Source organism: Burkholderia sp. AU16482 (genome assembly GCF_002223285.1).
Lineage (GTDB): Bacteria > Pseudomonadota > Gammaproteobacteria > Burkholderiales > Burkholderiaceae > Burkholderia > Burkholderia semiarida.
The window spans coordinates 479,534-494,804 of sequence record NZ_NKEY01000004.1; the positions used below are offsets into that span (position 1 = coordinate 479,534).

The 15,271-nt window shown below is 65.6% G+C and carries 14 protein-coding genes and 1 tRNA gene; 6 read left to right on the top strand and 9 right to left on the bottom strand.

Annotated features, from left to right (window positions below):
- Positions 1–425: 425 nt before the first annotated feature.
- From CFB35_RS13880 to recA, 8 genes are all read right to left on the bottom strand, one after another.
- Positions 426–2,204 carry a Wzy polymerase domain-containing protein gene (locus tag CFB35_RS13880; protein WP_059578593.1) on the bottom strand — a complete coding sequence of 593 codons (1,779 nt, stop codon included), beginning with the start codon at positions 2,202–2,204 and terminating at the stop codon, positions 426–428.
- 155 nt (positions 2,205–2,359) lie between these two features.
- Positions 2,360–2,956, bottom strand: a complete 597-nt coding sequence (locus CFB35_RS13885) for a pilin (protein ID WP_059578595.1) — start codon at positions 2,954–2,956, stop codon at positions 2,360–2,362.
- 95 nt (positions 2,957–3,051) lie between these two features.
- Complete coding sequence (locus CFB35_RS13890; protein WP_059578598.1) at positions 3,052–3,756, bottom strand: TerC family protein; 705 nt, start codon at positions 3,754–3,756, stop codon at positions 3,052–3,054.
- A gap of 157 nt (positions 3,757–3,913) precedes the next feature.
- Entirely contained in the window at positions 3,914–4,795 is an 882-nt protein-coding gene (gene sucD, locus CFB35_RS13895) for a succinate--CoA ligase subunit alpha (protein WP_006477916.1), read from the bottom strand.
- A gap of 69 nt (positions 4,796–4,864) precedes the next feature.
- A complete protein-coding gene (gene sucC / locus CFB35_RS13900) occupies positions 4,865–6,031 on the bottom strand; it encodes an ADP-forming succinate--CoA ligase subunit beta (RefSeq protein ID WP_006477915.1) in 1,167 nt (388 codons plus the stop codon).
- 68 nt (positions 6,032–6,099) lie between these two features.
- Entirely contained in the window at positions 6,100–6,708 is a 609-nt protein-coding gene (locus CFB35_RS13905) for a DUF2889 domain-containing protein (RefSeq protein WP_060315087.1), read from the bottom strand.
- 146 nt (positions 6,709–6,854) lie between these two features.
- Complete coding sequence (gene recX / locus CFB35_RS13910; RefSeq protein ID WP_089465113.1) at positions 6,855–7,751, bottom strand: recombination regulator RecX; 897 nt, start codon at positions 7,749–7,751, stop codon at positions 6,855–6,857.
- Complete coding sequence (recA, locus tag CFB35_RS13915; protein WP_059578606.1) at positions 7,751–8,821, bottom strand: recombinase RecA; 1,071 nt, start codon at positions 8,819–8,821, stop codon at positions 7,751–7,753. The genes recX and recA overlap by 1 nt, the downstream gene beginning before the upstream one ends.
- A 190-nt stretch (positions 8,822–9,011) precedes the next feature.
- On the opposite strand from recA, the gene CFB35_RS13920 reads away from it, so the two are divergent.
- The 4 genes from CFB35_RS13920 (at position 9,012) to CFB35_RS13940 (ending at position 13,425) form a co-directional block, all read left to right on the top strand.
- Positions 9,012–9,740 carry a response regulator transcription factor gene (locus CFB35_RS13920; protein WP_089465114.1) on the top strand — a complete coding sequence of 243 codons (729 nt, stop codon included), beginning with the start codon at positions 9,012–9,014 and terminating at the stop codon, positions 9,738–9,740.
- 17 nt (positions 9,741–9,757) lie between these two features.
- Positions 9,758–11,305 (top strand): sensor histidine kinase, encoded by a 1,548-nt coding sequence (locus CFB35_RS13925; protein WP_059578611.1) that lies wholly within the window; start codon positions 9,758–9,760, stop codon positions 11,303–11,305.
- 226 nt (positions 11,306–11,531) lie between these two features.
- Entirely contained in the window at positions 11,532–13,190 is a 1,659-nt protein-coding gene (locus tag CFB35_RS13930) for an MFS transporter (RefSeq protein WP_059643034.1), read from the top strand.
- 158 nt (positions 13,191–13,348) lie between these two features.
- Positions 13,349–13,425, top strand: a tRNA-Met gene (locus tag CFB35_RS13940).
- A 326-nt stretch (positions 13,426–13,751) separates the two neighbouring features.
- On the opposite strand, the gene CFB35_RS35340 is transcribed toward CFB35_RS13940, so the two are convergent.
- Complete coding sequence (locus CFB35_RS35340) at positions 13,752–13,886, bottom strand: hypothetical protein (protein WP_256939976.1); 135 nt, start codon at positions 13,884–13,886, stop codon at positions 13,752–13,754.
- A 186-nt stretch (positions 13,887–14,072) separates the two neighbouring features.
- Between CFB35_RS35340 and CFB35_RS34335 the strand changes: the two genes are divergently transcribed.
- A complete protein-coding gene (locus CFB35_RS34335; RefSeq protein WP_124862688.1) occupies positions 14,073–14,657 on the top strand; it encodes a hypothetical protein in 585 nt (194 codons plus the stop codon).
- Entirely contained in the window at positions 14,654–15,250 is a 597-nt protein-coding gene (locus tag CFB35_RS34340) for a hypothetical protein (RefSeq protein ID WP_143328721.1), read from the top strand. The genes CFB35_RS34335 and CFB35_RS34340 overlap by 4 nt, the downstream gene beginning before the upstream one ends.
- Positions 15,251–15,271 lie beyond the last annotated feature (21 nt).

Genomic DNA, 15,271 nt, shown 5'->3' on the forward strand with positions numbered 1-15,271 from the left:
TCTGGGCACGCGCGCCGCACGACGGAAGCCTTCCCCGGCCGCGCCGCGTGTGTCGCACCGCGCCGCGGCCATCGGACCGGCGCCCCGTTACGGCCGCACGGCCGAGCGACGCTCGACCGCGATCCTGTTCGTGGAATGTCCCGGATAGCCGCGGGCGTTTTCTACGCTCGCACCGGTTAGCCCCGCGCCGCTTTCATGCGAGCGCTTTCGCGCATTGTGCACGCGCCACCCGGTCAACGGCGGCGATTTGACAATGGTTGACGCGAATCGCCGCCCATTCGAGCGGACTCCACGCGATCCGCGATGTAATCGATACCCGACCGGCGTGGCGCGTTGCGCGTGCACCGGGCCGCGGGGCCCGACGTCGATCCGCCTTCATCGCAACCGATAGACGCCGGTATTCCCCGTGCCGGCACGCGCAGCCGTCAATCCGAATCGTCGTCGTCCGAGTCGTCGCCCGCGTCGGCCGGCGCTTCCCCGTACTTTGCTGCCAGTGCGGCCCGGAACGTCTTCAGCGTCGGCTCGTCATCGCACAGCTTGTACAACGCGGCCAGCTGTTGCGGCCAGTCCTTCAATTCCTTTGCAAACACATGCAGGCGCGCGACGGTATCGAGCGCGTCGGCTTCGCGGCCGGCCAGCGCCTGCAGCACCGCGTAGCGGCGCAGCACCGTCTCGCCCGGCAGCAGCGCGATCGCGCGCTCGTGCGCGGCGAGCTTGAGCGGCAGGTTCTCCGACGAAATGGTGAGCAGCGTCGCCGCACCGTAATCGCCCCATGCGCCGAACAGCCGCGACGGCGCATCGCGATACTGCGCGGCCGGGCTGCTGCCGTAATAGAGCACTTCCGCGCGCTGGTAGTCACGCAGCACCGGCACCGCCGCCAGCACGCCACCGAACGACAGCACCGCGAACAGCCCGAATGCCGCGCGCCCCGGCAGGATGCGCAGCGGCTTCACGTCGAGCAGCCCGATCACGAACATCGCCGGCAGCAGGAAGAACATGTATTGCTGCGGATACTCGACCAGCGCATGCATCAGCAGGATGCCGATCAGCGCGAAACCGAACACGCGCATGCTCGACTGCGGCGCCCGCACCGCGCGCACGAACCACGCGACGAGCGTGACGGCGAGCACGCCGAGGCCGACCAGACCAGACTTCGCGAGCAGATCGATGAAGATGTCGTGCGAGTTGTTCGCGATCTCGACGCCGCCGAGCGTGCGCGCGAGCGCAAACTGGTGCGACGGGAATTCGCCCCAGCCGACCCCGAGCAGCGGATGCTCGCGGAACATCGCGAGCCCGTACTTCCACAGCGCGAGGCGCGGCGCGATCTGCCCGGCGTCGCGCATCCGGTCGGCTGCCGACTCCGCGAGATTCAGGTGGTAGTGCACGTTGGCCCAGCGCACCGCGACGTTGACCGCGATGAATGCAACGGCGAGCACGACCGGGATCAGCCACGCACGCGCATTGCCCTGCGTGCGGCGCGATTCGACCCACGCCATCCAGAACCCCGCGACGACCATCACCGCGACCTGCAGCCACGGCCCGCGCGACACCGTCAGCGCGAGACCGACCGACAGCACGATCGACAGCGCGAGCCATGCCCACACCGCGAGCCGGCGCGTCTGCACCAGATACAGCGCGCCCGCCATCGCGAACGCGATATAGCTGGCCAGATGGTTCGCCTGCGCCATGTTGCCGTACGGACGGCGGTCGACCGCGATGTTGTACACCACGACGAACGGCGAGACGGCCGACTCGAGGTGGAACAACTGCACGATCTGCGTGCCGACCGCGAACACGCCGCCGACGAGCAGCGCACCGGCCATCATCCGCGACACGGTTTCCGCGATCCCGTCGCGCGCGAGCGCGTAGCCGGCCTGCATCGCGACGAGCGCCGCGGCCAGATAACCGAGCGCCAGCCAGTTCATCGACGGCACCTTGAGCGGGATCAGCGCCAATTGCGCGATCAGCACCACCGCGAAGCCAATCGGCACGACGAACGCAGCCGGCGCGGCGAACGGCTTGACCGGCCGGCCCGTGCGCGCGAGCAGCACGACCGATACGCCCAGCAACAGATACAGCACGAGCGCGGAAAACTCGGAATAGAAGGTCGGGATCGGATACGTGTGATTCGTGATCGCATACGGCACGATCAGGGCGACAGCCAGCGCAACGAGCGACAACGAACGGGAAAAAGTAGAAGGCATGAGCGAACCGGGTGTCAGCAACCGGCGCACTATACAAAACTTTCCCCGCTCTGTGCGGCGCACGCGCGATGAACCGCGGCGCGGCCGCCGCCGCATCGGACACGCGGCGGCCGGCTTTGCGCACGGGCCACCGCCCTTCCATACCGGCGGCGGCGCTACGCACGGCACTCCGCGGGCGCATATTTCGCGGGCAGCGTCGCGGCGTTACCCGGCAACGGCCCCGCTCCCGGCGCGGGCAGCGACGATGCCTCCTTGCCGGCGGCGAAACATTCCCACGCGATCGCGCCCGCCTGTATCGCCCCCTTTTTGAGCGGTACGCGCGCGGTGGGCGCATCGGCCTTGTCTGGCGCGGACGGTACGAGCACCAGCGTATTCGCGCCAGCCGCGGCGACGCGGGGGGTAAACGCGACCGTGATCTGGCCGGTGGCGCCGTCGATCGCAACCGATTCGACGTTGCGGGTCGCGGCAGGCGGGCTGTAGCCGCCGTCGAGGCTCGCGCCGCTCGCCGCGTTGTCGGCAACCGCGAGCCGCGCCGACGACGCGAGCGCAAGGCCCTCGCCGACGCGCGACCGCGCGAGGTAATCCTGGTACGCGGGAATTGCATAGGCGGCGACGACGCCGACGATCGCCAGCACGATCATCAGTTCGATCAGCGTGAAGCCGGCCGGCCGCCAGCGCGGCGACGGCCGGTTCGCGCGCCGCAGGTCGGCGGCAACGCGACGAAACAGGGAAACGGAAAAAGCTTCGAACATGACAGGCTCCGGAAACGAAAAACGCCTGCCGATACAGGCAGGCGTCTCGATCGTAGCCAGCGGGCCGCGAAGCCGACAGTCGGCCGGATGGCCAGTCAGGGCGCGTGCGTCACGCCGCGGCGCTTCCTGAGCGCGTAACCGATCGCCACGACGAACAGCGCGCCGGCGATGCTCGCGCCATAGACCACCGACGGCGAATCGAGCACCGGCCAGCGGTCGCCGACCGGGTCGTTCACGATCAGCCCGCCCGCGATCCAGCCGAGCAGCCCCGCGCCAAGCGCCACGACGACCGGGAAACGGTCGAGCAGCTTCAGCACCAGCGTGCTGCCCCACACGATGATCGGCACGCTGACGACGAGCCCGAAGATCACGAGCGCGAGCCGGTGCGACGGATCGGCCTGCTCGGCCGCGCCGGCGATCGCGATCACGTTGTCGAGGCTCATGACCGCATCGGCGATCACGATCGTCTTCACGGCATCCCACAGCCGGTCGGCCGGTTTGATGTTGTCGTGCGCGTCGGCGGCCGGCGCCATCAGTTTGATACCGATCCACAGCAGCAACAGCCCGCCGCCGAATTTCAGGAACGGTACGTCGAGCAGCGCGACCGCGAACGTGATCAGCGCGACACGCAGCAGGATCGCCCCCGCGGTGCCCCAGACGACGCCGCGCAGCCGCTGGTTCGCCGGCAGGTTGCGGCACGCAAGCGCGATCACGACCGCGTTGTCGCCGCCGAGCAGGATATCGATGATGACGATCTGGAGAATGGCGCCCCAGTGCAGCGAGGTCAGGAATTCGAGCATGGAGGTGAGGAAAGGACAACGGCCGCCTCGCGGGCGACCCGGTTCATCGCCGGCACATGCATGACGCATGCCCGGTGCTTACGAATTCATTGCGGGAGCATAACAAAAAACGCCGGCAAAGCCGGCGTTTTCTGCAGGACGAGCCCAACGGAAACAATTACAGCGCCTTCTTCAGCAGACGGCCCATTTCCGACGGGTTGCGCGTGACGGTGATGCCGCACGCTTCCATGATTTCCAGCTTCGCTTCGGCCGTATCCGCACCGCCCGAGATCAGCGCGCCGGCGTGGCCCATGCGCTTGCCCGGAGGCGCCGTGACGCCCGCGATGAAGCCGACGACCGGCTTCTTCATGTTGTCCTTGATCCACTCGGCGGCGTTGGCTTCGTCCGGACCGCCGATTTCGCCGATCATCACGACCGCATCCGTATCCGGATCGTCGTTGAACATCTTCATCACGTCGATGTGCTTCAGGCCGTTGATCGGGTCGCCGCCGATACCGACTGCCGACGACTGGCCGAGGCCGAGTGCCGTCAGCTGCGCAACCGCTTCGTACGTCAGCGTGCCCGAACGCGACACGACGCCGATGCGGCCCTTGCGGTGGATGTGACCCGGCATGATGCCGATCTTCAGCTCGTCCGGCGTGATCGTGCCCGGGCAGTTCGGCCCGAGCAGCAGCGTCTTGCGGCCTTCGCGACGCATGCGGTCCTTCACTTCGATCATGTCGCGCACGGGGATGCCTTCCGTGATGCAGATCGCGAGATCGAGGTCGGCTTCGACCGCTTCCCAGATCGCAGCGGCCGCGCCTGCCGGCGGCACGTAGATGACCGACACGGTCGCGCCGGTTTCCGCCTTCGCTTCCTTGACGCTCGCGTAGATCGGAATGCCTTCGAAATCTTCGCCGGCCTTCTTCGGGTTCACGCCCGCGACGAATGCTTCGCGGCCGTTTGCGTATTCACGGCAGGCGCGCGTATGGAACTGACCGGTCTTGCCGGTAATGCCCTGCGTGATGACCTTCGTGTCCTTGTTGATCAGAATCGACATGTATTTTGACCTCTGTTCGATGGGCGTCGCGAGCAAGCCGCGCCGCCCTACGTGTTCATTAGCGCGTGCTTACTTGCCTGCGGCAGCCGCGACGACCTTCTGCGCGGCTTCTTCCATGCTGTCCGCCGAGATGATCGGCAGGCCCGAATCGGCCAGCATCTTCTTGCCGAGGTCCTCGTTCGTGCCCTTCATGCGCACGACGAGCGGCACGTTCAGGTTCACGGCCTTCGAACCGGCGATCACGCCTTCCGCGATCACGTCGCAGCGCATGATGCCGCCGAAGATGTTCACGAGGATCGCCTTCAGGTCCGGGTTCTTCAGCATCAGCTTGAACGCTTCCGTGACCTTCTCGGTCGTCGCGCCACCGCCGACGTCCAGGAAGTTCGCCGGCTCGCCGCCGAACAGCTTGATGGTGTCCATCGTCGCCATCGCGAGGCCCGCGCCGTTCACGAGACAGCCGATGTTGCCGTCGAGCGAGATGTACGCGAGGTCGAACTTCGACGCTTCGATTTCAGCCGGATCTTCTTCGTCCAGATCGCGGTACGCGACGATTTCCGGGTGACGGAACAGCGCGTTCGAATCGAAGTTGAACTTCGCGTCGAGTGCGGTGACCTTGCCGTCGCCGGAGACGTTCAGCGGGTTGATTTCAGCCAGCGATGCGTCGGTTTCCCAGAATGCCTTGTACAGGCCTTGCAGGATCGCGCGCGCTTGCGGAATCGACGCGGCCGGCACGCCGATCTTCGCGGCGAGGTCGTCGGCCTGCGCGTCCAGCAGGCCCGTCGACGGCTCGACGATGACCTTGTGGATCAGTTCCGGGTGCTTCTCGGCGACTTCCTCGATGTCCATGCCGCCTTCGCTCGAACCCATCAGCACGATCTTCTGCGAGATGCGGTCGACGACGAGGCTGACATACAGTTCCTGCTTGATGTCGGCGCCTTCCTCGATCATCAGACGGTTGACCTTCTGGCCTTCCGGGCCCGTCTGGTGCGTGACGAGCTGCATGCCGAGGATCTGGTTCGCGTATTCGCGCACCTGTTCGATCGACTTCGCCACCTTCACGCCGCCGCCCTTGCCACGGCCGCCCGCGTGAATCTGAGCCTTCACGACCCATACCGGGCCGCCGAGCTCTTCCGCCACCTTGACGGCCTCGTCAACCGAGAACGCCGGCTTGCCGCGCGGTACCGCGACTCCGAATTTCCGCAGGATTTCCTTACCCTGGTACTCGTGAATCTTCATGCGTGATTCCCTTCAGTCTGAGAGTTGGATGAAAAGTCGCTTAAGACGCTTCTTCGAATGATTTCCGTTCATTCCTTCGTGCTGCCTTCACCGGGCAGATCCGGCCGAATCGGGCCGTACCAGCGCGGGTAGTACTGCCGTACGACCTCGCCGTCGAATCGCAGCGCCCGGCAGCGGCCGAGCTGGAAAGGCGGTTCGGCGTGCGCGCCGTCATGGTCCGGCCCTTCGCCGCCCTCCTCGCGCACGTTCCACACATCACCGGCGAACGCCTGGATCGCGGCCGTCGGCAGCACGGCGCACAGTTCGGTGAGATGGGAACAGCCGGCGACGCCGGCGAGCAGCCGGTTCGCGTTGCGGCGGAAATTGCGGAAGAGGTTGAGCCCGATGAGGGCCCGATAGGCGGGAGAAGCGGATTGACAGTGACCGGGATAGGGAACCCATTCCGAAGACGCTTCGGCGTCGACGACATTGAGGTCACGATCGATGGTCACGCGTAGCCAGAGTTCGTGGATCGGCAGGCCCTGGGGCCGGATGCCCGACGCAAGCGCGACATCGCGCGGCTTGTGGTCGGTCAGGCAGGCTTCGATGTCCCACAAGCCGTCGCCGCGCTCGTAGGCTTCCGCTCGGATTGCGCGTCGATGTCGCAACTGACGGGGCACGGGCTCGGATAGCGGCATGCTGGAGGTTGAGGCCGAAGAGGAAAACCCGTGGATTTTAGCATATTGGGTATTTGAGACATCCGGCCTCGACGGCGGGTATTCCCGCCTGTCCGGAAGCGGTTGCGATGCAGCAAAATCGCGCGCCCCGCGCGCGACCGGGCGGCTCAGTCGTCGAGCGGGAAATTGTCGCCGACCTTCAGCAACTTCACGATGGTCGCGCTCGAGAAGCCGCGCGCGGCAAGGAAGCGCGCCTGCTTCGCGCGCTCGGCGGGCGTTTGCGGCAGCGCACCGAATTTCTTGCGCCACACGGCCTGCGCGCGCGTCAACTCGGTCTCGCGCAATTGGGCATTCACCGCTTCGACGAGGCTGTCGCCGACCGCATGGCGCTTCAGTTCGCTGACGATGCGCGCGACGCCGACGCGCGACGCGCGGCGATGCACGAGACTCTCGGCGAAGCGCGCGTCGGACAGCCAGCCTTCCTGTTCCAGCGCATCGAGCACCGGTTCGACGGACTCGTCTTCGCCGACGTAGGGGGCGAGCTTGCGCGCAAGCTCCGCGCGGCTGTATTCGCGCCTTGACAGATAACCGAGCGCACGGCCCTTCAACGACCGCGGCGGTTTCGACGGCTTGCGCTCGCCTACGCCCGACGCGTCGCTCGAAGCAGCGCCGCGGGAAGATGCGCCGGCTGCGCGACGTATGCGGCGCGGATGCTGGCTGCTGCGCGTATAGACATCTTCCGTCGCGGGCGCATCGGCTGCGCGATCGTCCGGGACGCGATCGTCCGGGGCGCGATCGCCCGGGAAGCGGACACCGGACACGCGACGGCGGGAGCGGTCGTGCGCGTCGAACGACTCATCGTCGTCGAACGGGTCGTCCGGTGCGGCAATCTCAAACGAAACGAGGGCATCGTCGGATGCCCTCGTCGCGGTGCGGTTCGCGGCGTTGCCGCCTGCGCCCCGCCGGTCGGCGCCCGAGGATCCGGCTCGCCGCCCGGAGCGACCCGCCGTTTCGGGCGTGTCGTGCTCCGCCGGCTCGCCAGCCTGACCTCGGCGCGCAACCATCACTCTTCTTCGTCCATCGCCTCGGCTTCGTTGACTACGCCATCGGGCATCGCGACGACACCGAGCGATTCGCGGATGCGGTTCTCGATCTCGCGCGCGATTTCCGGATTTTCGCGCAGGAATTCACGCGCGTTGTCCTTGCCCTGGCCGATCTTCTCGCCGTTGTAGCTGTACCAGGCGCCCGCCTTGTCGACGATCTTCGCCTGCACGCCGAGATCGATGATCTCGCCCTGGCGCGAAATGCCTTCGCCGTACAGGATGTCGAAGATCGCTTCGCGGAACGGCGGCGACACCTTGTTCTTGACGACCTTCACGCGGGTTTCGTTGCCGATCACCTCGTCGTTCTTCTTGATCGAGCCGATCCGGCGGATATCGAGACGCACCGACGAGTAGAACTTCAGCGCGTTGCCGCCCGTCGTGGTTTCCGGGTTGCCGAACATCACGCCGATCTTCATCCGGATCTGGTTGATGAAGATCACGAGGCAGTTCGTGCGCTTGATCGTGCCGGTCAGCTTGCGCAGCGCCTGCGACATCAGGCGAGCCTGCAGACCCGGCAGCGAATCGCCCATCTCGCCTTCGATTTCGGCCTTCGGCACGAGCGCCGCGACCGAGTCGATGACGATCATGTCGATCGAGCCCGAGCGCACCAGCGCGTCGGTGATTTCGAGCGCCTGCTCGCCGGTGTCCGGCTGCGAGATCAGCAGCTCCGGCACGTTCACGCCGAGCTTCGCGGCATATTGGACGTCGAGCGCGTGCTCGGCGTCGATGAACGCCGCGGTGCCGCCCAGCTTCTGCAGCTCGGCGATGACCTGCAGCGTGAGCGTGGTTTTACCGGACGATTCCGGACCGTAGATCTCGACCACCCGGCCGCGCGGCAGGCCGCCGACGCCCAGTGCGATATCGAGACCCAGCGAGCCCGTGGAGACGACCTGGATATCCTCGGCCGCTTCGCCGTCGCCCATACGCATGATCGAGCCTTTGCCGAACTGCTTCTCGATCTGCGCGAGTGCGGCCGCCAGCGCCTTGCTCTTCTCGGCGGTCATCCCGGAGCCCTTCTTGCTATCTTCCATGAATCGTCCTTTGCTATGATGAGCAGCGTCTGTTAAAGGCGCGCCCGCTTTCAAGCGCCGCCCACGAATGCAGACACTGTATAAAAAAACAGTGTTTTATGCAAGCCCGCAATGCAGGCTGCGTTGTACACGGATAACTTCGGAGACAGCCGCGCCGGCGCGAACGCCTCGCCGGCTATCGGTCAGCAACATGCGAATTCTCATCGCCGAAGACGACAGCATACTCGCGGACGGCCTCACCCGGTCACTCCGCCAATCGGGCTATGCCGTCGATCACGTGAAGAGCGGCGTCGACGCCGATACCGCGCTGTCGATGCAGACTTTCGACCTGCTGATCCTCGATCTCGGGCTGCCGAAAATGTCCGGGCTCGACGTGCTCAAGCGCCTGCGCGCCCGCAATTCCAATCTCCCCGTGCTGATCCTGACCGCCGCCGACAGCGTCGACGAGCGCGTGAAGGGGCTCGACCTCGGCGCCGACGACTACATGGCCAAGCCGTTCGCACTCAACGAGCTCGAGGCGCGCGTGCGCGCGCTGACCCGGCGCGGCGCGGGCGGCGGGCCGACCGTCGTGCGCCACGGCTCGCTCGCGTTCGACCAGGTCGGCCGCATCGCGTATGCGAACGATCACGTGCTCGATCTCTCGGCGCGCGAACTCGGCCTGCTCGAGGTGCTGCTGCAGCGGATCGGCCGCCTCGTGTCGAAGGAACAGCTCGTCGATCACCTGTGCGAATGGGGCGAGGAAGTCAGCAACAACGCGATCGAAGTCTACGTGCACCGGCTGCGCAAGAAGATCGAACCGAGCGGCGTGCGGATCTCGACCGTGCGCGGCCTCGGCTATTGCCTCGAGAAGGTCGCGCCCGCGCCGCCGGCCGACCCGGCGGCGCCCCAGCCCGCGGCGGCCGGCACGCCGCTGCGCTGACGCCGGGCGGCGCCGCGATGGCCACGCCGGCCCATTCCCGTCACCCGACCGGCGCGCCGTCGTCGGCCGCCGACGAGGCGCGCGACGCGCGCTACGAGAACCCGTTCGCGCCGCCCGACGAAACCGAATCGGCCGAAACGCCGCGCCCGCGCTCGCTGTTCGGCGAAATCCTCGACTGGATGCTCGCACCGCTGCTGCTGCTGTGGCCGATGAGCATCGCCGTCACCTATCTCGTCGCGAAGACGATCGCGAACAGCCCGTTCGACCGCGCGCTGGAGACCAACGCGTACGTGCTCGCGCGGCAGATCCATCCGGTCAACGGCGTCGCCGAGCTGACGCTGCCGGAGCAGACGCGCGACTTCCTGCGCGCGGACAACATCGACAGCGTCTACTTCCAGGTGCTCGGCACGCGCGGCGAGCTGGTCGCGGGCGAAGCCGACATGCCGCTGCCGCGCGACGAGGACCGCCCGCCGCCGGGCGTCGTCGTGTTCCGCGACGACCTGCTGCGCGGCAACGACGTGCGCGTCGCGTACACGACCGTCGCGCTGCCGCAGGCGAGCGGCGCGCAGCCCGTGCTCGTGCAGGTCGGCGAGACGCTCGACAAGCGCAACGCGCTCGCGAACGACATCATCAAGGGCGTGATCCTGCCGCAATTCGTGATCCTGCCGCTCGCGATCCTGCTCGTCTGGTTCGGGCTGTCGCGCGGGCTCGCGCCGCTCAACGCGCTGCAGGCGCACATCCGCGCGCGCCGGCCCGACGACCTGTCGCCCGTCGAGGCGCAGCGCGCGCCGCCCGAGATCGAGCCGCTCGTCACGTCGTTCAACGACCTGCTCGCGCGCCTCGAACAGAACATGGCGCTGCAGAAACGCTTCATCGCCGACGCCGCGCATCAGATGAAGACGCCGCTCGCGGGCCTGCGCACGCAGGCCGAATTCGCGCTGCGCCATCCGGTGCCGCCCGACGTGCAGCGCTCGCTCGAGCAGATCGCGACGAGCTCCGAGCAAGCCGCGCGGCTCGTCACGCAACTGCTCGCGCTCGCGCGCGCCGAGAACCGCGCGAGCGGGCTCACGTTCGAGCCGGTCGAGATCGGCGCGCTCGCGCGGCGCACCGTGCGCGACTGGGTGCAGGCCGCGCTCGCGAAACGCATGGATCTCGGTTACGAAGGCCCGGACGACGACGCGCCGCTCGACGTCGACGGCAATCCGGTGATGCTGCGCGAGATGCTCGGCAACCTCGTCGACAACGCGATCCGCTACACGCCCGAAGGCGGCCGCATCACCGTGCGCGTGCGCGCCGAGCGCACGAGGCGGCTCGTGCATCTCGAAGTCGAGGATACGGGCCCCGGCATCCCGGCCGGCGAACGCGAACGCGTCGTCGAGCGCTTCTACCGGATCCTCGGCCGCGAAGGCGACGGCAGCGGCCTCGGGCTCGCGATCGTGCGCGAGATCGCCACGCAGCACGGCGGCACGCTGACGCTCGACGATCACGTCTACCAGCACACGCCGCGCCTCGCCGGCACGCTGGTGCGCATCAGCCTGCCGCTGACCGACACCACCCCGGATTAACCCTGACGCGCGCCGCCGCGGCTGGGTGCAAATATGCCGAAACCGGCGTTTTAACGGACGTTCGCATCACGATCGACACGCGAAGCGGCCGGTTCGCCACGGGTTAACGTGCAGTCGTTTTGTACGCGCGAGTCAGTACGCCGTAAGTTTCCGTGCCAATAATCGTCGACAGGCCCGCCCTCCCAAGGCGGCCGCACATCTATATCAAGGGACTTGGAGACGATTCATGGCAACGTTAGGCGGGCAAATTTCGCACTCGCCGATGACGGGCGAAGAGAAGAAGGTGATCTTCGCGTCGTCGCTCGGCACCGTGTTCGAGTGGTACGACTTTTACCTGGCCGGCTCGCTCGCGGCCTACATCAGCAAGAGCTTCTTCTCCGGCGTCAATCCGACCGCCGCGTTCATCTTCACGCTGCTCGGCTTCGCGGCCGGCTTCGCGGTGCGGCCGTTCGGCGCGATCGTGTTCGGCCGGCTCGGCGACCTCGTCGGCCGCAAGCACACGTTCCTCGTGACGATCGTGATCATGGGCGTGTCGACGTTCGTGGTCGGCTTCCTGCCCGGGTACGCGTCGATCGGCATCGCCGCGCCGGTGATCTTCATCGCGATGCGGCTGTTGCAGGGCCTCGCGCTCGGCGGCGAGTACGGCGGCGCGGCGACCTACGTCGCCGAGCATGCGCCGGCCAACCGGCGCGGCTTCTACACTGCGTGGATCCAGACGACGGCCACGCTCGGCCTGTTCCTGTCGCTGCTCGTGATCCTCGGCGTACGCACGTTCGTCGGCGAGGAAGCGTTCGGCAACTGGGGCTGGCGCGTGCCGTTCGTCGCGTCGATCCTGCTGCTCGGGGTGTCGGTGTGGATCCGGTTGCAGTTGAACGAATCGCCGGTGTTCCTGCGCATCAAGGCGGAAGGCAAGACGTCGAAGGCGCCGCTGACCGAGGCGTTCGGCCAGTGGAAGAACCTGAAGATCGTGATCCTCGCGCTCATCGGCCTGACGGCCGGCCAGGCCGTCGTGTGGTACACGGGCCAGTTCTACGCGCTGTTCTTCCTCACGCAGACGCTGAAGGTCGACGGCGCCAGCGCGAACATCCTGATCGCGATCGCGCTGCTGATCGGCACGCCGTTCTTCCTGTTCTTCGGTTCGCTGTCGGACAAGATCGGCCGCAAGCCAATCATCCTCGCGGGCTGCCTGATCGCCGCGCTGACCTACTTCCCGCTGTTCAAGGCGCTCACGCACTACGCGAACCCCCAGCTCGAACTCGCGACGCAGAAGGCGCCGATCACGGTCGTCGCCGATCCGGCCACCTGCTCGTTCCAGTTCAACCCGGTGGGCACGTCGAAGTTCACCAGCTCGTGCGACATCGCGAAGAGCGCGCTCGCCAAGGCCGGCCTGAACTACGAGAACGTCGCGGCGCCGGCCGGTGCGCTGGCCCAGATCAAGGTCGGCGACACGGTGATCCAGACCTACGACGGCAAGGCGGCCGACGCGAAGGCGCAGGGCGCGGCGTTCGACAAGACGCTCGCGTCGACGCTGAAGGGAGCCGGCTACCCGGCGAAGGCCGACCCGGCGCAGCTCAACTGGCCGATGACGATCGTGATCCTGACGATCCTCGTGATCTTCGTGACGATGGTCTACGGCCCGATCGCCGCGATGCTGGTCGAGATGTTCCCGACGCGGATCCGCTACACGTCGATGTCGCTGCCCTATCACATCGGCAACGGCTGGTTCGGCGGCTTCCTGCCGGCGACCGCGTTCGCGATCGTCGCGGCGAAGGGCAACATCTACTCGGGGCTCTGGTATCCGATCGTGATCGCGCTGGCCACGTTCGTGATCGGCCTGCTGTTCGTCAAGGAGACGAAGGACTCGGACATCTACGCGCAGGATTGATGGCGGGTGCGCAGCGGGGAAAGGCGGCGGAGGCACTGCTTCCGCTGGCCGGCTCCCGCCCGTGATGGAGGCCGGCACGGGGCGGCGGCAACTTTTTTCGGGAAAGATGGAAAAAGGTATTGACAGCCAGCCGGCCGATCGACATAATTCAAGTCTTCGGCGAATTAGCTCAGTCGGTTAGAGCGACGGAATCATAATCCGCAGGTCCGGGGTTCGAATCCCTGATTCGCCACCAAATGCAGAAAGGGCTCAGCACAAGCTGGGCCCTTTTTCTTTGCTCCGCAGACATCGCGCGCCAACAATTCGGGCATCGCCAATCCTAATCACGCGACTCCCGCCAAGGTTGCCCAAAATCTGACTGCCCGCCCGAAGCCGCCCCCCAACGCCCGCATCAGTGACGCCTTCTCATCGCGCCCGCAGCGCAACAGCTCCTGCTTCGTTTGCCGTATTTTTCGATACCGCTCGCTTGGAGGTCGCAGCTCGCGGCCAACCACAACTGCACTCGTGACAACCTTCACCGAGGTTGCGGCATAGGTCTTCCTTCTGCTTGGTCTTGTAATCCTACCTGCTTACCACCTTGCGAAGCTCGCCCAGCAGCTTCTTCGTGGCGGCAGGCCCGGAAATGGTCACGTCGTCTACATAAGCCGTCATCCGGCATTTCTCACCCTCTGCCAGTTCAGCGATATCGTTGAACATATGCCTCGCCGCAAAGAAAGCGATCTTCGCCGCACGATTCGTAATACACAACCTCAAGAACGTCGGCCACTTGCCGTTATCACGACATACTGCGTCGATAGCCAATCGGTCCGACTCTGGCCACGGTCTTTGCCGCCGATGGTCCCTGGCGGTCTGCGCAGCAAGTAACGTTGCCTGCAAGACGCCATGTCAAAAATGAAACCGGTAGCCCTCCTCGCGAGCGTTTTTATTGCGGCGACATCTGGTTGCGCATCGCGGCCGCCCATTTCCTTCGAGCCGCCAGCGCCGGCCCAATGCTGCTCCACTTTCCAGAGCTTTCACTTCGGCGACCTTGGGCCCGACGGGGCCGACAGCGTGTCAATCCAGGTCGGACAAAGTCCCACTTTCGACTTTCCTGAAGGGCGATCTACCTTCGTAGCCTACAAAGTTCCGGCAACGCATCCCGAAGTGGTGGAAGTAAGAACGTATATCGCTGCTTGGGGAGCAATGCTGCTTCCCCATGTGACCATATTCAAACCGCGCCTGATGTTCCTCGACGACAACCTGCACATCACGGAAACCGATCGTCTCGAACCACTGAAGCGCCGCTCCAGGTCTCTCGCCACCCCTTACTTTTTCGCAAGAGCGCAGATTCCGGCAAACGCGAAGTACATGATCGTCTACGCCGCATCGTCGGCAAATAGCGAGCGGCTGATTGCCTATTCACAAAACGGCTCGATGTACGCCATACCGAACGCCTACGAAGGCAAAATCTCAATTACTTTCCCATGAACAAGTCAGTACGTATATTCGCACGCGCCCGAGCAATCGCCTTGTGTGTGATTTCTGCTTGGCTCCTCTCTGCTTGCGTCTCGCCTCTACTCACGACCGATATCAAGCTTGGACCAAACGACACGACCGCAAAGGTACGATTCCGGTTCGTCGGTAACGGTTGGTTGAATATCCTCGAACACGGAAGTGCCGCTTGCTATGCTGAAGCAGACCCGGCCATTCGGTCGCTCGCCTCCATCACCTATCAGGCGCGCTCCCTGAATGCAACAACTTGGCTCTTTAGTCAGCCAAGGCTTGGTATGCCGAACGACCTGGAGGATGTGTCGCAACTCACATACGCTGAAGTCCTCGTCAAGGCCGGCATCCCCCTCGTTTTCTCAGCACATTGGAGCATTGGGGATCGCTATCGGTACTACAAGGCTTGGCGATTCCTTAGCTTCACTCCGGTAACGGGAGCGGACTACGAGGTTGTCGTCACGGACGACGTCAAGATACCGATGTCCGTGACTATTGCCCGACTTCAGGTCGATGATGGAAAGATCGTGCGAACTCCTGTGGAGGTAACGCCGCTGCGCATCTGCGGGACTTCCTGACTCGTCGATTGACAGGAGCGA